At 61.3% G+C, this 23,136-nt stretch carries 21 protein-coding genes; 12 read left to right on the forward strand and 9 right to left on the reverse strand.

Features of this window, described 5'->3' with window-relative positions; translation table 11 throughout:
• Together ACMLHZ_RS08745 and ACMLHZ_RS08750 are read left to right on the forward strand one after the other, a co-directional pair.
• A partial coding sequence (locus tag ACMLHZ_RS08745; protein ID WP_418667361.1) for an MATE family efflux transporter occupies positions 1-925 on the forward strand: 925 nt, incomplete at its 5' end.
• A gap of 118 nt (positions 926-1,043) precedes the next feature.
• Entirely contained in the window at positions 1,044-1,226 is a 183-nt protein-coding gene (locus ACMLHZ_RS08750) for a CopG family transcriptional regulator (RefSeq protein WP_418667362.1), read from the forward strand.
• Positions 1,227-1,279: 53 nt separating this feature from the next.
• On the opposite strand, the gene ACMLHZ_RS08755 is transcribed toward ACMLHZ_RS08750, so the two are convergent.
• From ACMLHZ_RS08755 to ACMLHZ_RS08775, 5 genes are all read right to left on the reverse strand, one after another.
• Positions 1,280-2,488, reverse strand: a complete 1,209-nt coding sequence (locus tag ACMLHZ_RS08755; RefSeq protein WP_418667363.1) for an aspartate kinase — start codon at positions 2,486-2,488, stop codon at positions 1,280-1,282.
• Positions 2,489-2,546: 58 nt separating this feature from the next.
• Positions 2,547-3,437 (reverse strand): homoserine kinase, encoded by an 891-nt coding sequence (gene thrB, locus ACMLHZ_RS08760; RefSeq protein ID WP_418667364.1) that lies wholly within the window; start codon positions 3,435-3,437, stop codon positions 2,547-2,549.
• 24 nt (positions 3,438-3,461) lie between these two features.
• Complete coding sequence (locus ACMLHZ_RS08765; protein WP_418667365.1) at positions 3,462-4,691, reverse strand: homoserine dehydrogenase; 1,230 nt, start codon at positions 4,689-4,691, stop codon at positions 3,462-3,464.
• A gap of 70 nt (positions 4,692-4,761) precedes the next feature.
• A complete protein-coding gene (locus ACMLHZ_RS08770) occupies positions 4,762-5,187 on the reverse strand; it encodes an ACT domain-containing protein (RefSeq protein WP_177565451.1) in 426 nt (141 codons plus the stop codon).
• Positions 5,188-5,418: 231 nt separating this feature from the next.
• Positions 5,419-7,734, reverse strand: coding sequence for a transglycosylase domain-containing protein (locus ACMLHZ_RS08775; RefSeq protein WP_418667366.1), 2,316 nt, complete (start codon positions 7,732-7,734; stop codon positions 5,419-5,421).
• A 495-nt stretch (positions 7,735-8,229) separates the two neighbouring features.
• Between ACMLHZ_RS08775 and ACMLHZ_RS08780 the strand changes: the two genes are divergently transcribed.
• The 6 genes from ACMLHZ_RS08780 (at position 8,230) to ACMLHZ_RS08805 (ending at position 12,889) form a co-directional block, all read left to right on the forward strand.
• Positions 8,230-8,529 carry a hypothetical protein gene (locus ACMLHZ_RS08780; protein ID WP_418667367.1) on the forward strand — a complete coding sequence of 100 codons (300 nt, stop codon included), beginning with the start codon at positions 8,230-8,232 and terminating at the stop codon, positions 8,527-8,529.
• 103 nt (positions 8,530-8,632) lie between these two features.
• Entirely contained in the window at positions 8,633-10,411 is a 1,779-nt protein-coding gene (locus ACMLHZ_RS08785; protein ID WP_418667368.1) for an HAD-IIIC family phosphatase, read from the forward strand.
• Between the two features lie 12 nt (positions 10,412-10,423).
• Positions 10,424-10,666: an acyl carrier protein gene (locus tag ACMLHZ_RS08790; RefSeq protein ID WP_418667369.1), complete on the forward strand. Its 243-nt coding sequence runs from the start codon at positions 10,424-10,426 to the stop codon at positions 10,664-10,666.
• A gap of 72 nt (positions 10,667-10,738) precedes the next feature.
• Positions 10,739-11,155 carry a MaoC family dehydratase gene (locus tag ACMLHZ_RS08795; RefSeq protein ID WP_418667370.1) on the forward strand — a complete coding sequence of 139 codons (417 nt, stop codon included), beginning with the start codon at positions 10,739-10,741 and terminating at the stop codon, positions 11,153-11,155.
• 13 nt (positions 11,156-11,168) lie between these two features.
• Positions 11,169-11,900, forward strand: a complete 732-nt coding sequence (locus tag ACMLHZ_RS08800) for an SDR family NAD(P)-dependent oxidoreductase (protein ID WP_418667371.1) — start codon at positions 11,169-11,171, stop codon at positions 11,898-11,900.
• A complete protein-coding gene (locus tag ACMLHZ_RS08805) occupies positions 11,897-12,889 on the forward strand; it encodes a hypothetical protein (RefSeq protein WP_418667372.1) in 993 nt (330 codons plus the stop codon). The genes ACMLHZ_RS08800 and ACMLHZ_RS08805 overlap by 4 nt, the downstream gene beginning before the upstream one ends.
• Before the next feature lie 56 nt (positions 12,890-12,945).
• On the opposite strand, the gene ACMLHZ_RS08810 is transcribed toward ACMLHZ_RS08805, so the two are convergent.
• On the reverse strand, positions 12,946-14,199 hold the full coding sequence (locus tag ACMLHZ_RS08810; protein WP_418667373.1) for an HlyC/CorC family transporter: 1,254 nt from the start codon (positions 14,197-14,199) through the stop codon (positions 12,946-12,948).
• Between the two features lie 699 nt (positions 14,200-14,898).
• On the opposite strand from ACMLHZ_RS08810, the gene ACMLHZ_RS08815 reads away from it, so the two are divergent.
• Together ACMLHZ_RS08815 and ACMLHZ_RS08820 are read left to right on the forward strand one after the other, a co-directional pair.
• Positions 14,899-15,609 (forward strand): ATP-binding cassette domain-containing protein, encoded by a 711-nt coding sequence (locus tag ACMLHZ_RS08815; protein ID WP_418667374.1) that lies wholly within the window; start codon positions 14,899-14,901, stop codon positions 15,607-15,609.
• Entirely contained in the window at positions 15,602-17,227 is a 1,626-nt protein-coding gene (locus ACMLHZ_RS08820) for a hypothetical protein (protein WP_418667375.1), read from the forward strand. Before ACMLHZ_RS08815 ends, ACMLHZ_RS08820 begins: the two co-directional genes overlap by 8 nt.
• A 230-nt stretch (positions 17,228-17,457) precedes the next feature.
• Here ACMLHZ_RS08820 and ACMLHZ_RS08825 read toward each other — a convergent pair whose 3' ends face one another.
• Entirely contained in the window at positions 17,458-17,739 is a 282-nt protein-coding gene (locus ACMLHZ_RS08825) for a hypothetical protein (RefSeq protein ID WP_418667376.1), read from the reverse strand.
• A 576-nt stretch (positions 17,740-18,315) separates the two neighbouring features.
• Between ACMLHZ_RS08825 and ACMLHZ_RS08830 the strand changes: the two genes are divergently transcribed.
• A complete protein-coding gene (locus tag ACMLHZ_RS08830) occupies positions 18,316-20,091 on the forward strand; it encodes an oleate hydratase (RefSeq protein WP_418667377.1) in 1,776 nt (591 codons plus the stop codon).
• A 73-nt stretch (positions 20,092-20,164) separates the two neighbouring features.
• Here the strand turns inward: ACMLHZ_RS08830 and ACMLHZ_RS08835 are convergent, their stop codons facing one another.
• Positions 20,165-21,511, reverse strand: a complete 1,347-nt coding sequence (locus ACMLHZ_RS08835; RefSeq protein WP_418667378.1) for a cytochrome c biogenesis protein CcdA — start codon at positions 21,509-21,511, stop codon at positions 20,165-20,167.
• Positions 21,512-21,772: 261 nt separating this feature from the next.
• Here ACMLHZ_RS08835 and ACMLHZ_RS08840 point away from each other — a divergent pair, with 261 nt between their 5' ends.
• Positions 21,773-22,180 carry a nucleotide triphosphate diphosphatase NUDT15 gene (locus ACMLHZ_RS08840; protein ID WP_418667411.1) on the forward strand — a complete coding sequence of 136 codons (408 nt, stop codon included), beginning with the start codon at positions 21,773-21,775 and terminating at the stop codon, positions 22,178-22,180.
• 141 nt (positions 22,181-22,321) lie between these two features.
• On the opposite strand, the gene ACMLHZ_RS08845 is transcribed toward ACMLHZ_RS08840, so the two are convergent.
• Positions 22,322-23,110 carry an RICIN domain-containing protein gene (locus ACMLHZ_RS08845; protein ID WP_418667379.1) on the reverse strand — a complete coding sequence of 263 codons (789 nt, stop codon included), beginning with the start codon at positions 23,108-23,110 and terminating at the stop codon, positions 22,322-22,324.
• Positions 23,111-23,136 lie beyond the last annotated feature (26 nt).

Consider the following 23,136-nt stretch of genomic DNA (forward strand, 5'->3'; position numbering starts at 1 on the left):
CTATTTTGCCTCGCTGCTGCGGGCGCTGGGCAACTCGGCCGCGCCTCTGGTGTTCCTGGCCGTCTCTGCCCTGCTCAACATCGCGCTGGATCTTTGGTTTGTGCTGGGCCTCCACCGGGGCGTGGCGGGCGCGGCCTGGGCCACCGTGATCGCCCAATATGTTTCGGGCCTTGGCATTGCGGCCTACGCCTGGCTGCGGTGCCCGGCGCTGCGGGCCGGCCTGCGCCTGCGGCGGCTGCGCTGGGCCTGTGTAAAGGAGATCGCGGGTTTTTCCTTTTTGACCTGCCTGCAGCAATCCGTGATGAACCTGGGCATTCTGCTGGTGCAGGGCCTTGTGAACAGCTTCGGCACCACCGTGATGGCCGCCTTTGCCGCGGCGGTCAAGATCGACTCCTTCGCTTATATGCCGGTGCAGGATTTCGGCAACGCCTTTTCCACCTTTATCGCGCAGAACTTCGGCGCGCAAAAAACCGCGCGCATCCGCCAGGGGCTGCGGTGCGCGGTGTGGGCGGCGCTTTGCTTCTGCCTCGTCGTATCGGCGGCGGTGTGGGTGTTCGCCCGCCCCCTGATGCTGCTGTTCGTGGGCGGGCAGCAAACGGCCATCCTGGCCGAGGGGGTGCGCTACCTGCGTATCGAGGGCGCGTTTTACTGCGGCATCGGCTGCCTGTCGCTGCTCTATGGGTTTTACCGTGCGCTGGCGCGCCCCGGCATGTCGGTGGTGCTCACCGTGGTCTCGCTGGGCACCCGGGTGGCGCTGGCCTACCTGCTCTCCTCCCTGCCGGGCGTGGGTGTCGTGGGCATCTGGTGGTCGGTGCCCATCGGCTGGGCCCTGGCCGACGCCGTGGGCCTTGTGTATTACAGGCTCCGCAAAAACCGCCTGCTGTGCCTCGAAAGCCCGGCCTGCGGCGCAAAAACCGGCCGGTAAGGATCCCCCTCTATAGACATGTGCAAGAAGTTGGGCAACACATTTTACAGCTTTTCGCCTTACGCCTTATGGAGTATACTTTTCTGGAAACAACAAAAGAGTGGGGACAACAGGAAAGATGGATGAACTGAAAGTCTTTAAAAAGACGGAAGCTGTGATGTTTACGGTCCGAATCGACCGCTCGATTCTGGATTTTTACGACAGGCTGGCCCAGCAGACCGGCCATAGCCGCAACGAATTGCTGGGTCTCGCTTTGAACTATGCAAAGGATAAATTTCTGGCAGAAGGCCCTGCATATTAAAAGCCGCGCCCCGGAATATTCCGGAGCGCGGCTTTCTCTATTCAAAAACAAGTTCAGCGGATGAACGCGTCGTGAATGGCCACCACGGCCTTGTCGGCGTCGGCCTCGTCGATGATCACGCTGATCTTTATTTCGCTGGTCGAGATCATGTGGATGTTCACGTTGGCCTCGAACAGGGCCTCGAACATGCGGCTGGCAACGCCGGGGTTCGACTGCATGCCAGCGCCCACCACGCTCACCTTGGCAAAGTTCTTTTCCACCAGGATCTCCCTGCCGCCAAAGCGGGGCTGGTTCTCCTTCAGCACCTCCACCGCTGTCTCGGCGTCGGCCAGGGGCACAGTAAAGATCAGGTCCTTGTTTTCGCCCCGCCCGGTGGATTGCAGAATAATGTCCACGTTCACGTTTTTCTGCGCCAGTGCGCCGAACACCTTAAAGGACATGCCCGGCACATCCGGCACCTCCAGAATGGAGATAACGGCCACGTTGGTGTCCTTGGCAACGCCCTTGATCAGCATACCTTCCATATCCTCAGTAACCTCCTTAACTACCGTGCCCGGCACGGGGTTCAGGCTGGAGAGCACTTCCAGCTCCACGCCGTATTTTTTGGCCAGCTCCACGCTGCGGTTGTTCAGCACCTGGGCGCCCAGGCTCGCCAGCTCCAGCATTTCGTCAAAGGTGATCTCGCTCAGCTTTTTGGCGTTGGGCACCTTGCGCGGGTCGGCGGTGTAAACCCCCTCCACGTCGGTGTAGATCTGGCAGCGGTCGGCGTGCAGTGCGGCGGCCAGCGCCACGGCGCTGGTGTCCGAGCCGCCGCGGCCCAGGGTGGTAATGTCCTCCATGCGGTTCAGCCCCTGGAAGCCCGCCACCACCACCACCCGGTTGCGGGCCAGCTCGCTCTCCACCCGCTCGGTGTCGATGCGGCGGATGCGCGCCTTGGAATAGGCGCGATCGGTCATAAAGCCCGCCTGCCAGCCGGTCAGGCTCACCGCCTGCACCCCCAGCTTGCTCAGGGCCATGGCCAGCAGCGACACCGAGATCTGCTCGCCCGAGGCCAGCAGCATATCCATTTCGCGCAACGACGGCGTGTCGGTGATCTCGGCCGCCTTTTGGATCAGATCGTCGGTGGTGTCGCCCTGTGCCGATACCACCACCACCACCTCGTTGCCTGCGTGGCGGGTGTCGGCCACAATGCGGGCCACGTTGAACACATGGTCACGGTCGGCAACCGAGCTGCCGCCGAACTTTTGCACGATCAACGCCAAATTCCTCAACTCCCTCTCTGTTCGGATGCGCGCGGCACACCGCGCGCCGCGTACCGCTTTATTCTACCACAGCGCCCCGGTTGTCCGCAACCATGCGCCGCAAAGAAAACGCCATCGTTTCGGGCTGCTGCATCAGCGCCTCCTCGGCGCGGGCAAAAAAGTCGCTGTTCTCGCGGTGCACCACCGCCATAATGGTGGGCCCCGCGCCCGAAATGTACACCGCATAGGCCCCCAGGTCCCACGCCAGCTCAAACACCCGCTCGCCCCCGGGGATCAGCGGCAGGCGGTACTGCTGGTGCAGCGCGTCCTTGGTGGCCACCTTCAGCAGCTCATAATCGCCGTCGCAGAAAGCGGCGGTGGCCAGCGCCGCGCGGGACAGGTTATACACCGCGTCCGTCCGCTCCACCGTTTTTGGCAGCGCCGCGCGGGCCTTTTCGGTGAGAAGCTTGAAATTCGGAATAAACGCGGCAAAGGCCAGCTCCTCGTTAATGGCCTTGCGGGCACTGTACACCTGCCCCTCGTCATACACGCTGGTCACAAAGCCCCCCAGCATGGCCGGGGCCACGTTGTCGGGGTGGCCCTCAATGCTGGTGGCAAGGGTGAGCATCTGCCGCGGGGTCAGGGGCGAGCCCAGCAGGGCGTTCGCGCCCAGAATCCCCGCCACGATGCAGGCCGAGCTGGAGCCCAGCCCCCGCGCCATGGGAATGGGGTTTTCCTGCCGGATGCAGATGCCCGGCAGCGGCTGGCCCAGCTGGTCGAACACGGCCCTTGCCGAGCGGTAAACAAGGTTCGAGGTGCCGGTGGGGATCAGCGAGCCGTCACTCGACTGGATGTCGATCCGGCCGCTCTCCTCCAGGGTCACGGTGTTGTGCAGCGAAAGGGCAAGGCCCAGGGCGTCGAACCCGGCGCCCACATTGGCGCTGGTGGCCGGCACGGTAACTTTGATCATCGCGCTTATTTCCCTCCCCCGCTCTTATTCGCTGAGCTGGCGCAGGGTCAGCTCCACGCTGCCGCCCAGCGCCTCGGCCTTGCGGCGCGCCTCAAACAGGCCCTGCGGGCCGATATAGGTCACCAGATACGCCGCCTCGGCTCCCTTGTCCAGCACAAGCTCCCCCTCGCCGTAAAGCGCAGGCAGTACAGTAGCAGGTATATTCTTTGTGCGCACATAATATGTGGCCGGGGTCGCGTCGGTCAGAAAGCCGTCAAAGGGTTCCGAGGGCTGCCAGAACAGGCTGTCGTGCACCTTCGCCCCGTTTTTCAAGGCGTCGATCACATCCGCCGCCACCGCGCTGGCGGTGGGCAGCCGGCCCGCGCCCTTGCCGTAAAACACCACGTCGCCCAGCATGTCGCCCTTCATGAGCACCGCGTTGAACACGTCGTCCACGCCCGCAAGCTGGTTTTGGCGGGGCACCAGCATCGGCTCCACCCCGGCGGCCACCTGGCCGCCCTCATCCCGCCGGGCCCAGGCGATCAGCTTGATGGCGCAGTCCATGCCGGCCGCGGCGGCAATGTCCGCCACTGTGATGGGGCGGATGCCCTGGGTGGGAATGTTGGCCGGGTAAACGTGCCGCCCAAAGGCAAGGCTTGCCAGAATGGCGATCTTGCGGCAGGCGTCGGCGCCGTCCACGTCGTCCGAGGGGTCTTTTGTTTCGGCGTAGCCCAGGTCCTGGGCGATTTTAAGGGCCTGGTCAAAGCCCATGTTCTCGCGGGCCATTTTGGTGAGCATAAAGTTGGTGGTTCCGTTCACAATGCCCTGGATCTGGCTGATCTGGTTTGCCGCAAGGCATTGGTGCAGCGGGGTGATCACCGGCGTGCCGCCCCCCACGCTCGCCTCAAACAAAAAGGCCGCGCCCTTCTGCTTTGCCAGGGCCAGCAGCTGGGCGCCATAGGTGGCCACCATCTCTTTGTTGCTGGTCACCACGCTGCGCCCGCTCTCCAGCGCCCGGCGCACATACGGGTAGGCAAAGCGGGTGCCGCCGATGGTCTCTACCACCACCCGTATTTCCGGGTCGGCCAGAATCACATCCATGTTGTTCACAAACAGCGCCGCATCGGGGTGCGCGGAAAAATCGCGCACCTCCAAAATATATTTTACCTCCACCGGCTCCCCGGCCCGGCGCGCAATGCCCGCCGCGTTGCGGCGCAGCACCTCCAAAACGCCGCTGCCCACCGTACCAAAGCCCAGAATTGCGATCTTTGCCATTTTGCCATGGCCCCTTTCCTGTTATGTTCTGCGCGGGCGCGCCTGCATGCGCGCCCCGGCAGCCCGGGCCTTATACGCCCTGCCGCACCTCCACCACCGTGCGCTGGCGGCGCAGTTTTTCCAGCATTTCCTCCACCGTCAACTGCATGGTGTCGGTACGCACGCTCACGGCCACCCGGGCCGCGCCGCTTTCCGGGGTGGCCTGGTTTATGGTCACCACGCTGCCCCCCGCCGCGCTGATGCCCGCCAGCAGCGCCTGCAGCGCGCCGGTTTCATCCAGCAGGGTGGCCATGACCGTGATGACCTGGCGGCTGTTGCGGGCGTCGAAAATGCAGTCTTTGTATTTATAAAACGCGCTGCGCGAAAGCTCCGCCTGCCTTGTGGCCGCGGAGATATTGCGCGCCTCGCCGCTGGCCAGCAGCTCCTTCGCCTTCAGCACTTTTAAAAACACATCCGGCAGCACGCCGGCGTCCACAAGCAAAAAACGTCGTTCCATGAATCGTTCACCTCACAGCTACAGTTGTGTACACCTTCCATACAATGCTATAACTATACCACTTTGACACAGCGCAGCGCAAGGCCGCAGCCCCCGCCTGCGCGAATTTTGGCAAAACAGGCACAAACTTTTCTCTCAGCCCCTTTTGTATGCGCACAGTGCACAAAAGCGGGCTGCTGTTTGCAATGCGCAAACAGCAGCCCGCTTAGGAACAACACAAACAATTTGTGCTCAGGGGTGCAGGGTGCAGTATTCGGGCATATTGTCCTGCGTGTAATAGCCCGTGCGTCTGCTGGGGCAGTTCGGCCCGGCCAGGTCGCCGCTGTCGTCGCAATAGGTGGCGGTAACCACATCGTCGCTGGAGGGGAACGCCTTGAACTCAAGGCCGGTCTGAATGGTGTCCATGAACTGTTTCCACGCCTTTTGGATGGGCTTTGCGTTTTTGCCCGCCGCGCCGGCCTTGGTCATGTCGTAGGGCTGGTCAAACCCCCACCACACCCCGGTCACATAATAGGGGGTCATGCCCACAAAGGTATAGTCCTTATTGTCGGTGGTGGTGCCGGTTTTGGCCGCCGCCTCCATATCGCCCGCGGGCTTGATGGAGGTACCGGCCGTGCCGTCCCCTCCCAGCACGTTCTGCAGCAGCTTGTTCATGATCATGGCCGTGCTGGACTGGATCGCCTGGGTGTGGGTGATGTTGATGTCGTTGTCGATCAGCACCTCGCCGGTGGTGGCGTACTCCACCCGGGTATACAGGTGCGGGGTCACGTATTCGCCGCCGTTGCCGAACATCTGGTAGGCCCCGGTGAGCTCCATCAGGGTCACGCCGCCGCCCTGTGCGCCCAGCACGATGGGGGCGTAGTTGGCGTCGGTGGCAAGCAGGTGCGAAAGGCCCACCGTGTCTTTTGCAAAGCTGTACATATAGTCCACGCCCACCAGCTGGCCCACCCGCACGGCGACCGTGTTCCGGGATTTGGCGAGTGCAAGGCGTACGGTCACGGTGCTTCCGTCGCCAAAGCCCTCGTAGTTGCGGGGCCACTGGTTGAACAGCTCGGGGTGCGCCAGCACCTCGGGGTCGTCAAAGTCCAGCAGCTGGCCGGCAAGGGCGGGATACCGGCTGTTCAGCTCGCTTTGCAGCATCATGCCGATGCCGTAATCCGGAAAGCCCTGGGAGTAGTTGATCAGGCCGGAATCAATGCCCAGCGCATAGGCCGCGATGGGCTTCATGGTGGAGCCGGTCTGCCGGGGATGGTCGTCCAGAATGGCGCGGTTCAGCCCCAGGTCCTCGTTCTTTTGGCCAAGGCCCCCCACCAGCGCCAGCACGTTGCCCTCGTAGTCCATGGTGAGCATGGCGGCCTGGGTGCGGACCCTGCGGTAATACACAGGGCTGCCGTCGGTGTCGGTGCCGGTCTTATAGCTGCCGTCCTCGTTGGTAACAATATTCTCAATGGTGGTGGGATCCACGTCCTCGCCGGTGCTGGTCTTGGCGGCCACCTTCTCTTCACGCCACAGCGCGGGGATCGCGTCGTCCGCGTTCAGCATGATCTTTTCCATCTCCTGCTGGATGAAGGGGTTCACGGTGGCGTAAATGCGCAGGCCGCCGTTGTAGATCAGGCTGTGGGCCTCCTTTTGGGTCAGGCCGCGGTCCGCCATGAGCTGCTGGGTCACCGCCTCGAACACGGCGTCGGTGAAGTAAGAGTTGTTGCTGGTGTGGGTAATCACTTCCTTTTCCGCCTCTTCGGCCAGCACCAGCGGTGCGGTGCGGGCCGCCTCGTACTCTGCGTCCGGCAGCTTGCCCTGGTCGTGCATCAGCTTCAAAATCCAGTTGCGCCGCTGCAGGTGCTGTTCGGGGTTGGTGTAGGGGTTATAGGCGGTGGGGTTTTTGGTAATGGCCGCAATGCTGGCGCACTGCGCGGCCGACAGGTTCGCCAATTCATCCACATTAAAATAAACGGTGGCGCCGGCCTGCACGCCCGCCACGGTGTTGGTGAGGCTGATGGTGTTCAGGTAGGCTTCCAGGATCGTGTCCTTTTCATAGCGGTTGTCCAGCCCCAGCGCGCGGAAGATCTCTCGCACCTTGCGCTCGGCGCTCTGCTCGTCGTCGTCGGTGATGTTTTTGATGAGCTGCTGGTCCAGCGTCGATGCGCCCTGCCGGCTGGAATAGATGGGCAGCACATACTCGTTGATGAAGGCGCCGATGGTCCGCTTGAAGTTCACGCCGCTGTGGGTATAAAAGTCCTTGTCCTCCACGCAGATGAACGCCCACTTCAGGTAGGGGTTCGCCTCGATCTCCTGCAGGTCCACCCACTCCCGGTTATTCTCCGAGTGCAGCGAGGCGTACTCGATCCACTCCCCGGTGTCCGGGTCGGGGCACATGATCTTGGTGGTCTGGGCCAGCTTGAGGTTTGTCAGATCCAGCAGGTCGGCGTCGCCGGCGGTGATCTTGACCACGTACATGCTCAGCACCACGGCCAGCACGCTGCCCGCCATAATGCCCAGGCAGATGCACACGCCCACAAACTTCATAAAGCCCTTGAAAATGCGCATGCCCCTGCCCTGCTTTTTGTGCCCGCGCCCCCCCTGGGGCGGCGGCGCGCCGTGGCCTCCCTGGGCTTGGGCGCTTTGCGCCCCGCGCCGCGGCGACGACGAAATGCGCGCGGGCCCGCTGGCCGGGCGGCGCGTGCCCGCCGTGCCGGGCGCCGGCTTCGCCGGCCCGCGCGAAGCGCCCTGGCTGCGGGAAGGGCCCTGGGCCGGCTGGCCCTGGGCCCCGGCGCGGTTCAGCTTTCGGCCCTGGCCGCCGTTTTGGGAAGAAGTGCCAGTGCCATCCGGCCGGCGAATGCTGCGGTGTTCGTTGTTTTCGATGGGGACCGCCTCCTTACGCGGAAAAAATGTACAACGTTCCCTCGGGAACGAAAAGGGCTTAATTTTGCTATTATGGTATTATACCACAAGTATGGCCCGCAAGTACAGTGAAAAGACTTTTAAAAATGTTTTGCCGCGCCCCGAAAGGGCCATACTGCCCTTGAAAAGAGGTGACATAAATTGGCAAAGCCCTGGTTTTATGTGTTGGCACTGCTGTGCGCGGTCAGCCTTGCGTTCAGCCTGTTCTGGCTGGCAAGGCCCGATTCCGCGCCGGGGGCGGCCTCCAGCGCCGCGCAATATCTGCTCAAGGACCACGGCGGCCGCCTGGCGCTCTACCGCCCGGGCGAAACGCAGCCGCTGGAAATTTATGAGATATACACCCACCTGCTGCCCCGGCAGGACGTGGAAAGCCTGGTGGCCGGCATTCCCATCCAAAGCGAGGAACAGCTCGACCGCCTGCTGGAAGATTTCGGCGCCTGAGGCGCGCCTGCTGTTTGCGGGTCAGCCTTTGCATTGCTTGTGTTTGCCGCCCGGCTGTGGTAAAATTTAGGTCGTAATTTGAATATAAACGGAGGCGAATCGCGTGGAACTTTTGACCCACCCCTTCGACGCCGCCGGGCTGCTGCAAAAAAAACGCCGCATCCGGCGCGAATTATTGCAAAAGCCCGGCCTGATCCACAAAAAAGTGGCCATTATGAGCGGCAGCACCATTGGCGAAGTAAAAAACATGCTGGAGCTGTTTTTGCTGGCAAACGGCATCCAGCCGGAATTTTACGAGGGCGGTTACGCCCTGTTTTACGAAAACCTGGTGTTCGACGACGGTTCCCTGGCCGCCTTTGGGCCGGATGTCATTTATATCCACACCAGCCAGCGCAACCTGAAGCTCTGGCCCGAACCCACCGACGGCGAAGCGCAGGCGCAGGAAAAGCTGAAAGCCGAGTTCGGCCGGTTTGAACAGGCCGCAAAGGCGGCCTTGGGGTTTGGCTGCCCGGTCATTCTGAACAACTTCGATCTGCCCCTGTGGCGGGCCATGGGCAACGCGGACGCCAGCTTTGCCGGGGGCCGGGTGCGGTTTGTGCGCCGGCTGAACGAAAAGCTGGCCGCCCTGGCCCAGGCCACCCCGAACCTCTATCTGAACGATCTGTGCTACCTGCAGGCGCAGCACGGCATGGAGCGCTTCAGCGACCCCACCGCCTGGTATGCCTACAAATATGCGGTGAGCCTGGAATGCGTGCCCTACCTTGCCCAAAGCGTGGCGAACATCGTAAAAAGCCTTTTGGGCCGCAACAAAAAGGCCCTGGCGCTGGATCTGGACAACACCCTGTGGGGCGGCGTGATCGGCGACGACGGCCCCGAGGGCATCGTGCTGGGCAGCGAAAGCCCCGCCGGCATGGCCTACACCGAGTTCCAAAGCTACTTAAAGGAGCTCTCCAGGCTGGGCGTTTTGCTGAACGTGTGCAGCAAAAACGAGGAAGCCGTTGCCAAAACCGGCTTTGACCGGCCGGACAGCGTGCTCACACCGGCCGACTTTGTGAGCTTCAAGGCCAATTGGGAGCCAAAGCACCTGAACCTGGCCGCCATGGCTGCCGAGATCAACCTGCTGCCCGAAAGCTTTGTGTTTGTGGACGATAACCCCGCCGAGCGGGAGATCGTGCGGCGGGAGCTGCCCGCCGTCACCGTGCCCGAGCTGGCTGCGCCCGAGGGCTACATCGCGGCCGTGGACCGGGCCGGTTATTTCGAGGTCACCACCCTCTCAGCCGACGACCGCAACCGGGCCGATATGTACAAGCAGAACGCCCGCCGCGCTCAGCTGGAACAGAGCTTCGGCAATTACAACGACTATTTGAAGAGCCTTGAAATGCGCTGCGAGATCGGCGCGTTCGATGCGGCCCACGCCGAGCGCATCACCCAGCTGGTGAACAAGACCAACCAGTTCAACCTGACCACCCGGCGCTACACCGCCGCCGAGATCGGGGCGCTGATCGGCAGCCCGCAGGCCATCACCCTGTACGGCCGCCTGGTGGACAAGTTCGGCGACAACGGCCTGGTCACCGCGCTGATCGGCCGGGTCCAGGGCGAAACGCTGGACATCGAGCTGTGGGTCATGAGCTGCCGCACCTTCAAGCGCCGGCTGGAACACGCCATGTTCGACCAGCTGGTGGCCGCCGCCCGGGCCGCCGGGGTCAAAAAGATCGTGGGGCACTATTATCCCACCGCCAAAAACTTGCTTGTAAAGGATTTTTATGCTACAATCGGCTTTGTAAAAACCGCCGGGGACGAGGCTGGGAACGCCGTGTTTGAGTTCACAGACCTTGCAGGGTACCAGCCCCAGTGCGGCGTGATGGAAATCGAACAGGTATAAGGAGCTTTTGAGATGGACAAACAAGGCATTTTTGAAGCGGTGCAGGATATTTTCCGCGATAATTTCGATGACGAGGAGCTGGTGATCACCCGCGAGACCTGCGCCGACGACATCGAGGACTGGGACAGCCTCGAGCAGATCAACCTGCTCACCGCCATGGAAAAGAAGTTCGGCCTGAAGTTCCGGCTGGACGATGTGCGGGATCTCAAGAACGTGGGCGACCTGCTGGATCTGATCGAGCGGCTGAGCGCCTGAACCAAAGCGACCGCGCGGGGCTGGGCCAAAGGCCCGGCCCCGCTTTTTCTGCCGCACACAAGGAGGCTCCGAATGAACCATTATACCCTGGCCGAGCTTGAGCCCGGCATGACCGAACAGTTCACCGTAACCGTAACCGCCGCCATGATGGACGCCTTCTGCGCCCTCACCGGCGATTGCAGCCCCATCCACATGAGCGGGGAATACGCCGCCGGGCGGGGCTACCCCGGCCGGGTGGTGTACGGCATGCTGGGGGCGAGCTTTTTTTCCACCCTGGCGGGGGTCTGGCTGCCGGGCGAGCACTGCCTTCTGCACAGTGTGGAGGCCAAGTTTGCAAAGCCCATCTTCATCGGCGATGTCCTCACCGTGGCCGGCCGCGTGGAGGAAGTGAACGAGACCTTCGGCGAAGTTACCATCAAGGCGGTCATCACCAACCAGGACGGCAAAAAAGTGACCCGCGGGCTCATCAGGGCCGGCGTGGCAAAATAAAGGAGTTTTTCACATGGGCAACGTTTATCTCATCACCGGCGCTTCCAGCGATGTGGGCTGCGCGCTGATCGAACGGCTGTATGCCGAGGGGGACCTTTTTATCGCGCAGGGTGCGGGCGATCTTTCCGGCCTTGCGGCGGTGTGCAAAGCCCACCCGGGCGCCGTGCGCACCTACGACGTGGACCTCACCAGCGAAAAGGCGCTGGAAGCCTTTATCTGTGATGTAAAGGCCACCTGCCCCGCCCCCACCCATTTTGTGCATCTGCCGGCGCTGCGGGTGGTGAACGCCAAGTTCAAAAATTTCGACGAAGCCCGCTTCGAGCTGGATCTCAGCGTGCAGGTGCGCAGCGCTGTGGCGCTGTGCAAGGCGTTTTTGCCCGCCATGGCAAAGGCCAAAAAGGGCCGGGTGCTGTTTATGCTCACCAGCTACCTGCTGGGGCTTCCCCCCAAAAACACCGCCGCCTACATCATGGCAAAAAGCGCGCTTTCGGGCCTGGCCAAAAGCCTCGCGGCAGACTATGCGCCCTTCGGTGTGACCGTGAACTGCGTGGCCCCCAGCATGATGGAAACAAAGTTTCTGGCCGATACCAGCGACCTGATCGTGCAGGCCTCCGCCGAGGCAAACCCCATGGGCCGCAACGCCCGCCCGGCCGACGTGGTGCCCGCCATGGCGTTTTTGCTGGGCGGGGAAGCGGGCTTTATCACCGGCGTCACCCTGCCCATCACCGGGGGCAGCGCCCTGTGAGCGGCGGGCCCTCGTTCCGGCTGGCAAAGCCCGAAGAGGCCGGCCGGGTGGTGGAATTTATAAACCTGCACTTTGACTGGAAGCTGCCCGTGGTCAACCGGCCCGAGTTTTTCGATTTTTATTACCGCAGCGGCCAGGGGCTGCAGTTCGCCCTGGCCGAGCAGGGCGGCGAATGGCTGGCGGTTGTGGGCTACATCCGCGCCTCGCAGGGCCCCCGGCCGGATCTCTGGGCGTCGGTGTGGGTGGCAAAAAAGGGGGCGAACGGCGCGGGGCTTGCCCTGATGGACGCGCTGCCCCGCCTGGCGGGCGCGGGCGTTCTGGCCTGCAACAACATCCGCCCCAAAACCATGGCCCTTTACCGCTTTTTGGGCTGGCATGCCGGCCGCATGGGCCACTTCTACCGCCTGGTCCCCCTGCCCCGGTATCAGCTGGCCCAGGTGCAGGCCCCGGCGATCCTGCCGGTGGGCGGCGACCTTTCCCTCGAACCGGTGCCCGGCCCCAGCGCGCTGGCCGCCCTGGGCCTGCCCGAAACGCCCCACACCCCCAAAAAGGACGTGTGGTATCTGGCCCGGCGGTATTTTGCATTCCCCCACCTTGCTTACCAGGTATACGCAGCCCGGCACAGCGGCGCCCTGCTGGCCTATCTTGTGTGCCGCGTGGTGGACAGCGGCCGCGGCAAGGTGCTGCGCATTGCCGATTACATCGGTCGCGACGAAGTTCTGCCGCGCCTGGGAAAGGCCATCGACCGGCTGCTCCTGGCCAGCGGCGCCGAATATGCCGAGCTTTACTGCGCGGGGCTGCCCGCCGCAGTGCTGCAGGCCGCAGGCTTCTGTGAGCGGGCCGAGGGCAGCGCCGACATACTGCCCAATTACCTCGCCCCGCCCCTTTACGAGAACACGGATTATTACTATTTCACCAGCGCCCCCGAACAGTTCGTGATGTTCCGGGCCGACGGCGATCAGGACCGCCCCAACCTGCCCGAGGTGTGAACGGGCAGCCTCTCTGTGCCGCAGCGGCGCGCCCCCAAAAAGGGGGCGCGCCGCTTTTATTGCTCGGTCTTTGGCTCTTCCAGCACCTCCACCCGGGCCTTGTCCACCCGGCGGCCCAGGGTGGAAAGCACCGTGACCCGCAGCCCCTGCGCCTCAAAGGTATCGCCCTGCTCGGGCAGGCTGCCCAGCGTTTCCACGATCCAGCCGCTCACGGTGACCATGTTGAACTGCTGTTCCCTGCCCAGCAGCCCAAACAGCTCGGCCACATGCGCGCTGCCCAGCACGGTATACTCGCCCGCGCCGGTCGGGGCGATCTGCTGCACCACCTCGTCGTGTTCGTCCCATATTTCACCCACCAGCTCCTCCAGCACGTCCTCCAGCGTCACGATGCCGCAGGTACCACCGAATTCATCCACCACCACGGCGATGTGCAGCTTGCCCTTTTGCAGGTTTTTGAGCAGGCGGCCGATCTTTTGATTCTCCGGGCAGAACAGCACCGGCCGCACGATACTGGCCACCGCGGCGTCGGTGCGGTACACTGTGTGGTGGAAGTCCTTCTGGCAGATCACGCCGCTGATATGGTCCAGGCTGCCGCTGTAGACCGGCAGCCTGGAAAAGCCGGACTCGGCAAAAATAGCTGCGATCTCCTGTTTTGTGGCGGCGGCCGGAATGCCCACCACATCCGGGCGCGGGGTCATGATCTCGTCGGCCCTGCGCTCGGAAAACTCGATGGCGCTGCGGATGAGCGCGCCCTCCTGCTCGTTGATGCCGCCGCCCTGCTGTACCTCATCCACAAAGGTGAGCAGCTCCTCCTCGGTTACGCCGCCGCCCTCGGCGGGCTTGAAAACCGCCGAGAGCAGCTTCTTCCACTGCTTGAACAAAAAGTTTACCGGCGTAAGGCAGAAAACGAAGATCCTCAGCAAAGGGGCCGAGAACATGGCAAACCGCTCTGGCGATTCCTTGGCGATGCTTTTGGGCGAAACCTCGCCAAAGATCAGCACCACCACAGTGGTAACAAGGGTCGAAACGCCCGGGCCGTTTTCCTCGCCCAGAAACCGCACGAACAGCACGGTTGCCAGCGAGGCCGAGGCAATGTTCACAATGTTGTTGCCGATCAGGATGGTGGAGAGCAGAGCGTCATAATTTTCAGACAGGCGCAGCACCAGGCCGGCCCGCTGATCGCCCTTATCGGCCATATTTTTGATTTTAATGCGGCTGAGCGAGGAGAACGCGGTCTCGGTGGCCGAAAAATAGGCGGACATAATGATACAAAAAACAATGATGAGCAGCGGGATCATTTCGCTTTGCATGGCGGCGTGGTTCCTTTCTTTCATAAAGCTGTATTTAAAACGGCGCTGTGGGCGCCGGCCTGGGGCCGTTTTCAGATGCGTTTTTATAAAGACCTTCTCCAGGCGGCCGTGTTTCCCGCCCCCACGGGCCAACCAAAACACCTGGCTGAAAAAACAAAAAGCACTGCCGCCGCTCCCGCATAAAAAGAGCGCAGCAATGCTTTTATGATATCCGGATGCCGTGATAAGGGGCAGCGTCGCCGGCGGCGTCGTCCTGCATGGGGCCCTCCTTGTAGGGTTGTGTAAATTACTGAAATTGTAGCAGGCCACCCCGGTCCGGCGCAAGCCGCAAAAAAACCGATGCGGGGCGATTTTGGCGCAAATTGCCCGGTGCAGATCCGCCGCACGGGCCCGGCGTGCCGTTATTGCCGCGTTTTGCGCCCTTGCACAGAAAGCCGGGCGCGCCGGTGCCGGCCCGGGTAAAAACTTTGTAAAATCGCGCCGCGGCTCTTGCCTTGAGCAAAAAAAACGGATATAATGGGCAGCAAACCCAACACCGCAAAGGAGAGCTTCCTTTTATGGACAACGCCGCCGGCGACGCTGCCCCCTGTAAAATGTTGATACGACCGAACAAAAAGGCACAGCCTGCACGCTTTTCAAGGGTGGGGGCCGTGCCTTTTTGTGCTGATGGGCGCCCCGCGCCCGGCAAGGAGGACTGTTATGAAACTGCAATTGAACGGGATCCAAAAGGCCTATGGCTCCAAACAGGTGCTGAAAGACTGCACCTTCACCTTTGAAAAGGGCAAGATCTACGGCCTGCTGGGCCGCAACGGCGCGGGCAAAACGACCCTGTTCAACTGCCTGACCGACGAGGTGACGCCGGACGGCGGCGGCGCGGTGATCCTGGACGAGGGCGGCGAGCGTCCTCTGCGGCCTGAGCAGGTGGGGTATGTGTTTTCCACCCCGGTGCTGCCGGACTTTTTAACCGGCTATGAATTTTTGCGTTTTTACATGGATGTGAACAAAACCGGGCTCGCCCCCAACAAGACCATCGACGATTACTTTGATCTGGTAAACATCGACGCCCAGGACCGCCACCGGCTGATCAAAGGCTATTCCCACGGGATGAAAAACAAGGTGCAGATGCTCATGTTCATCATCGCCCGGCCGCCGGTGATCCTGCTGGACGAACCCCTGACCTCGTTCGACGTGGTGGTGGCCCTGGAGATCAAACAGCTGCTGCGGGAGCTGCGGCAGGACCATGTGATCATTTTTTCCACCCATATTTTGCAGCTTGCCACCGACCTGTGTGATGAGATCGCGGTGCTGAGCGAGGGGCGCCTGCGGCAGGTGGACAGCCAGACCCTGAAGAGCAAGGATTTTGAGGCCGAGATCATCGAGATGCTGAAAGACGAGGAACACCATGATTGACACCCTGAAACAGATCGCCGGCATGAAGGCCGCCCTGGGGGTAAACGCCTTTTGCTACTACTTCAAACGGCTCTGGCTCCTGGGCCGCCTGATGCCGGAAAACATCTACTCGCGCTATGGCCTCAAAAAGGGTCTCGCGGCGGCGGCGGTGATCCTTCAGCAGATCGCCGGCTTTTGCACAAAGCCGCTTTATCTGTTGGTCTTTGCCGGGCTGCCGCTGCTGTCCGCTCTCGGGCAGGGCCGGGTGCCCGAGGGGCAGGGGGTCGCCGCCATGGCGCAGATCCTGTTTTTTCTGAACTGTGTGTTGGGCGCCTTTGGCGACAGCCAGATCTTCACCGTCACCCGCGACAAGATCGTGTGCGTCAAGCACATGCGCCTGAATGCGCGCCGCTATGTGCAGGGATACCTGGCCTTTAAATACCTGCCCTTTTTTATCTATTACCTGCCCTGGCTGCTGGCGGCGGCCCGCCTGCTGGGCGGCACGCTTTTGCAGGGCGCTTTGGTGTGGCTTATGCTGCTGGCCTTCCGCATGCTGGGTGAAGGGTTCCAGCTGCTGCTGTTCGACCGCACAGGCAGGGTGATCTCGCGCAATATGGCGTACAGCTGGGCCATGATCGCGGTGGGGCTCGGGGGGGCATACCTGCCCCTTGCCCTGGGCGGGGGCTGGCAGCTGGGGGCGGTTCTGCTGCACCCCGCCTGCGCGGTGCCTTACGCCCTGCTGGGCGGGGCGGCGCTGTGGTACATCGCCCTGGGTTACCGGGGCTACGAGAGCAAATTCCACCGCTCCATCGACCTCAACTTCCTGCTCGCCACCATGTTGAAATCCTCGTCCTCCGCCACCGCTGTGAAAGAAGTGGAAATGCGGGAAAAGGACGCCGCGGTGCCCCGCGCCCAAGAAAAAAAGCTCAAAGCCCTGCGGGGGTATTCCTATCTGAACGCCCTGTTCTTTGCCCGGCACCGGCGGCAGCTGATAAAGCCGGTATACTATCGGCTCGCGGCGGCGGGAGCCCTGTTTGCCGCGGGCACGGCGTTTGCCCTCGCCAGCCGCGAAACGGCGGTACAGCTGAGCCAAAATCTGGCCGCACAGCTGCCGCTGTTCATCTATGTGATGTATTTCATGACCGTGGCCGACAAAGCCGGCCGGGCCATGTTCTACAACTGCGACAAGGATATGCTGCGCTATGCTTATTACCGCCAGCCCCAAACGATCCTTGAAAATTTTCGCATCCGCCTTGTCCGCGTCGCCCTGTACGATCTTGCCATCGCGGGGGCCGTGTGCCTTGCGGCGGCGGGCTTTTGCCTTTTGTGCGGCACCCCGCTGCTCACCGCCGACTTTGCGCTCTTCTGTGCGGCGATCCTTTTGTTATCGGTGCTGTTCACCGCGCACCATCTGTGCCTTTACTATATCTTCCAGCCCTATTCGGAGAGCCTGAAGGTCAAAAACCCCTTTTACTCGGTGGTAAACGTCTTCATGTATACGCTGTGCTTTTTCTGCCTGCAGATCAAGGTGGGGGGCCTTGCCTTTACCCTGGCGGTGCTGGGCTTCACTGTCGTTTACATCGCCGGCGCGCTGGCGCTCGTTTACCGGTTTGCCCCCAGGACCTTCCGGGTCAAATAAAACGCCGTTTCGCCCTTTCCCGAAACGTAGCTGCCGGTTTTCCTTATCCTCCAGGCCTTTGTTTTCCACTGCGGCCTTTCCCCCTGCAAATTGATTCCATATAAACAAGGTCGGGCTGACTTCTCAAAGGGATGCAGCCCGACCTTGTTTTTCTTTTTGGGCGTTCCTGCCTTTTACGGCAGCCCCGCCGCACTTTGCAGTGATTTGCAGAGCGTTAAGGGCAGTGCCTGTTAACGCCCCCCTTGGTAAATCAGGATTTCCAAAAGGGCGGATAACACGGTTCCATTGGTGATGAGCTCAAAGTTGGGCCCGTATTCCTCGCGGAAAATGCGCAGGGCCTGCAGCACCGCCATCTTGTTGTGCTGCTCCGGTTGCACCTTAACAGCATATTCCGCGCCGTTGATGGTCATGTTTACAGTATAGCTCGCATCCAACGGCTCGGCGTGGGCTTTCATGATCAAAGCGTTGTAGAGATGCTCAAACTGCGTTTCCTTTAGCTGCCGGATAATCATAAACACGCTTCCTTTCAGTCGATCGTCCCACATTGCTTGAAAGGGTCTGCGGCGCATGATATAATATTTACGCTGCATCTGCCTTCGGGCATGTGCGGGCTGGGGAAGCGGCGTGTTTTCTTGTTGGGAGGACGCCGCTTCCTTTCATTTTTTGAGGTCGGGTTCCAGTCGGGATATCCCTCGTCTTACTGCTTCGGCAGCAGATACCGTTTCTTGTTCACAATAGGCATCAAGTATTTTTTTCGACCTTGCATCGATCTTTACACCTATTTTATACGGTTTGGGATTATCCGTCTTGGGGCCTCTTTTTTTGCCCGTTTCCAGTAAATCACCTCCCTGCGGAAATAGGACTGACCTAATTATACAATAGGACAGTCCTATTTGTCAATCCCCTCCTCCGTTTTTTACAGCCTGCGCGTTCTGTCAAAAAATGCTACAGCCGGCGCTGTGCGTAGCAAAACACGACAGGCGCCCGCCCTTGTTCATTGCGGCGTGCCCCGCCGGGGGCTATCATAGGGCCATCAGGAAACCACGGGGCACAAAAGGGCCCCGCAGATCGCATGGGAGGTAACAAGTATGTATTACAGCAACGGCAACTACGAAGCATTCGCCCGCCCCTTAAAGCCTGCGGGCGTGGATGAAAAATCGGCCTGGCTGGTGGGCGCTGGCCTGGCCAGCCTGGCGGCCGCCTGCTTTTTGGTGCGCGACGGCCAGATGAAGGGCGAGCGCATCCACATCCTGGAAGAGCTGCCCCTGCCTGGCGGCGCCTGCGACGGCATCTGCGATCCCACCAAGGGGTTCATCATCCGGGGCGGCCGCGAAATGGAAAATCATTTTGAGTGCCTGTGGGATCTGTTCCGCTCCATCCCCTCCCTCGAAACCCCGGACGTGAGCGTGCTGGACGAATACTACTGGCTGAACAAGGCCGACCCCAACTATTCGCTCATGCGGGTCACCGAGCGCCGCGGCCAGGACGCCCACACCGACAAAAAGTTTGCCATGAGCGACAAGGCCTGTATGGAGCTGATGCAGCTGTTCTTCACCAGGGACGAGGACCTCTACGACAAAAAGATCAGCGACGTGCTGGGCGAGGAATTCTTCAAGTCCAACTTCTGGCTGTACTGGCGCAGCATGTTCGCCTTTGAGGACTGGCACAGCGCGCTGGAAATGAAGCTGTATGTGCAGCGGTTCATCCACCACATCGGCGGCCTGCCCGATCTGTCGGCCCTCAAATTCACCAAGTACAACCAATATGAATCCCTGATCCTGCCCATGGTGGACTACCTGGAAAAGCACGGGGTCGATTTTGTGTACAACACCCGGGTGACCAACGTGCTGTTCCAAAAGCGCGGCGGCAAAAAGGTGGCCTCCCAGCTGGTGCTGGAACAAAACGGCCAGGCCCGCACCCTGCCCCTCACCGAAAACGACCTGGTGTTCGTGACCAACGGCAGCTGCACCGAAAACTCCAGCCTTGGCGACGACGACCACGCCCCTGTGCTGAACACCCAGCCCGGCCAGGGCGGCTGCTGGCAGCTGTGGCGCAACATCGCAAAGCAGGACCCGGCCTTTGGCCGCCCGGACAAATTCTGCACCGATCTGCCCGCCACCAACTGGGAGTCGGCCACCGTCACCACGCTGGACGGCCGCATTCCGCCCTACATCCAAAAGATCTGCCAGCGCGACCCCTTCAGCGGCAAGGTGGTCACCGGCGGCATCGTCACCTGCCGCGATTCCAAGTGGCTCATGAGCTGGACCGTGAACCGCCAGCCCCATTTCAAGGACCAGCCAAAGGACCAGCTGGTGGTGTGGGTGTACGGCCTGTTCACCGATGTGCCCGGCGACTATGTAAAAAAGCCCATGCGGCAGTGCACCGGTTATGAGATCACCCAGGAATGGCTCTACCACCTGGGCGTGCCCGTGCAGGACATCCCGGACATGGCCCGCAATTCGGCCCACTGCATCCCCTGCATGATGCCCTACATCACCGCGTTCTTCATGCCCCGCACCCAGGGCGACCGGCCCCAGGTGGTGCCCGAGGGCTGCGTGAACTTTGCGTTCCTGGGCCAGTTTGCCGACACCGTGCGCGACACCGTGTTCACCACCGAGTATTCCGTGCGCACGGCCATGGAGGCGGTCTATACCCTTTTGGATGTGGACCGCGGCGTGCCCGAGGTATGGGGCAGCGTATACGATGTGCGCGCCCTGCTCGACGCCACCGTAAAAATGCGCGACGGCAAAAAAATCACCGACATGAAGCTCCCCTTCATGCTGCGCTTTGTTCTGAACAAGGCACTCAAAAAGATGCACGGCACTGTCATCGAGGAGCTCATGCAGCGCTACCATGTGATCTGACCGCGCTTTTGCCTTTTGAACAAAGCGGCGCCCCGGCTGTGAAGCTTCCACAGCCGGGGCGCCGCTTTACTTTTTATTGGGTGCGCACGCCGCTTTTTGTCTGTTCCACAATGCTGTCCATGATATCGCGGGTCAGGCTGCCCTGGATGTAACCGAACACGCTGCCCTCCGCGTCAATCATAAAGGTGGTGGGGTAGGCGCTGATGCCATACTGGCGGAACAAATCGCCCGTCACATCCATCACCACCGGGTAGGTGTAGCCGCCGTCGGCCAAAAATTTGGTGATCTCCTCGGCGGTTTTGTTGTCCACTGCATTGGGGTAATCTGCACTTTTGGGGTTTGCCACGCCCAGCACCACCAGATCCTCGGCGTTTCCGCCGCTGTCCAGGTAAAGCTGCTCGATCTCGGGCATCTCGCGCTGGCAGGGGCCGCACCAGGTAGCCCAAAAGTTCAGGAACACCACCTTGCCCTGGTAGTCGGACAGGGTGTGGGTTTCGCCGTTCTGGTCCACCAGGGTGAAATCCGGCGCAGGGGGAAGCTCGGCGGCCGAACTGCTGTCCGGGGCCGCCTCGCTGCCTGCCGAAGAGCTGCCCGGGGAAGAAGCGTCCGCCTCACCCTGCACCTCGCTGCCGGGGGCGGACGGGGCCTCGGTGGGGGCCGGGGCGCTTTGGCTTGTGCCAGGGCCGCCCCCCGCGCCCCCAAGACCGGACAGATACCCCGTGAACCCATTCATCCAGCCGGTAAACATCATCAGGCCCATCACAATCAGCAGCACGCCCCCGGCCTTGGCGGTCCAGCGCACCCAATTGGTGTGCCGCTTGAAAAAGCCCAGCACCTGGCTGGTGAACATGCCTACCGCCAAAAAGGGCAGAATAAAGCCCAGGGTGTACACCCCGATCAGCACAAAGCCCATGCCGCGGGTGGCGGCCGAGCCCGCCATCAGCAGCACGCTGGTGAGCGCAGGGCCCACACAGGGGGTCCAGGCAAAGCTGAAGGTGAACCCCAGCAGCAGTGCGGTGAGCGGGTTCATGCCCCATTTTTGCAGGTTAAAGGGCAGCCGCCACTCGCGCTGCATGAATTTCGAGCTCAAAAAGCCCAGCTGCACCAGGCCCAGCAGCATAATCAGGATGCCCCCAATGCGGGCCACCATGGCGCGGTTGCCGCTCAAAAAGCGCCCCAGGCTGGTAAAACCCAGCCCCAGCAGGAAAAACGCAAAGCTCACGCCGATCACAAAGAATACTGTATTGCGCATTGTGACCCGGCGGCGCTGCCGGTCGGTCAGATCTCCGGCGGCCGCTCCCCCGGCCAGATACCCCAGGTACAGCGGCACCAGCGGCAGCACACACGGGGAAAAAAAGCTCAGCAGCCCCTGCACAAAAACAGTAAGGGCCGAAACCCCGGTTTCAACGGTAAAGCCCATAAAACAGGCCTCCTTTTTGTTGGGATGCCCCTGTAAAAGGGGGAATGGTTTTTATTATATGCGGGTTTGCGCTAACTTACTGTGGCAAAGTCACATAAGGGGTGCAAAAAGCCAAAAGCGGCTGCTTAACAGCCCCCTGTGCAAAACATCTGGTTTGACATTTACATCCGCTGGAATTAGACTGTAGAAAAGCAGCCTGTTTTTCTGTGGCAGGCACGCCGGGTCAACGTGTGAGGTGATTTTGTGGAGCCTTTTATAAAAGTGGGCATTGGGGTAATGATCCTAAGAGAAAACAAGATCCTTTTGGGGCATCGCGTTGTAAATGGGCCAGACACCGGCGGCATTTACGAACCGGGCAGCTGGTGCCTGCCGGGGGGCAAGCAGGAATACCACGAAACGATTTTTGAAGGGGCGGCCCGGGAGGTCCGGGAGGAAACCGGCCTGACGATTTGGGACCTTCAGGTCTTCAGCGCGGTCGACGATATCCAGCCCCATAAACATTTTGTAACCCTCCAGGTAATCGCCAGGGCCCACGCGGGAGAGGCCAGGGTGATGGAGCCGGGCAAGCAGGACGCCTGGGAATGGTTTTCGCTGGATGCTTTGCCCCAAAAGCTTTACTCCCCCTCGGAAAAATTCATCCGGGCATACATGAGGCAAGAAAAGCCGTAAGGAAGTTCCGCCCGTTCGGCCGCTGTTCAGCGCGGTCAAGCAAGCGGAACAGAAGAACGGCCGCCATTCCCCAAAGGGATGGCGGCCGTTCTTAATTTTACCCACAGAAGGTCCGGCGGCAGCGGGCCGGCCCCGTTTTTGTTATTCTTTGTCGGCCTTCTTGGCAGGCGCAGCTTTTTTTGCAGGCTCCGTTTTCTTGGCGGTTTCCGTCTTTTTAGCAGGCGCAGCCTTCTTGGCGGGGGCGGCTTTCTTTTCAGTCAGCGCCTTGGTGGTCTTGGGCTGCTCGGCCAGCGCCTTGGTGGTCTCGGCGGGCTTCACCAGCTCGGCCTTGGGCGCGGCCTTTTTGGCGGCGGGCTTTCGGCCCGGCTTTTTGGCAGCAGGCTTTGCTTCGGCTTTTGCGGGCTCAGCAGCCTTTTGGGCGGCGGCTTTCGGCGCTGCTCCGGCTTTTTTGGCGCGGGCGGCTTTCTTCACAGCCTTTGCCTCCTGCACCAACCAGATCTGGTTCTCACCGTTCACGTCCTGCCAGATCTGCAGCCGCGCGCCGTTCTCCTGGTTCATGCCCACCACATCCAAACATTTGCCCGAAAGGTTCGAGCGGATCTTCACGCGGCCGTCGCCGGTGGATTCCAGCACCCACAGCTGGCTGGAACCGCTGGCCCCCTCCCACTGGTGGACCCAGGTGCCGTCCACCACGCCGCCGGCGATCAGATCCAGCATTTTGCCGGTGAACCTGTTGCAGATGCGGTACACCCCGTCGCCCGCGCGCACAAAGCTCCACTGCTGCCAGTCCTCGCCCGCATAGTCCCACAGCTGAATGGCGGCGCCGTTCTCGGTGTTGAAGTCGGCCACCTCTACCACCTTGCCATTTGCGGCGGTGATGGTGTAATATTTATCTGCACTGATCACAGTTTGCTCGCTGCTCTTTTTCATTGTTTTTACCTCTCCTTTTCAGTGTG

Origin of the sequence: Allofournierella sp. (assembly GCF_048388525.1) — a bacterium.
Taxonomy (GTDB): domain Bacteria; phylum Bacillota; class Clostridia; order Oscillospirales; family Ruminococcaceae; genus BQOK01.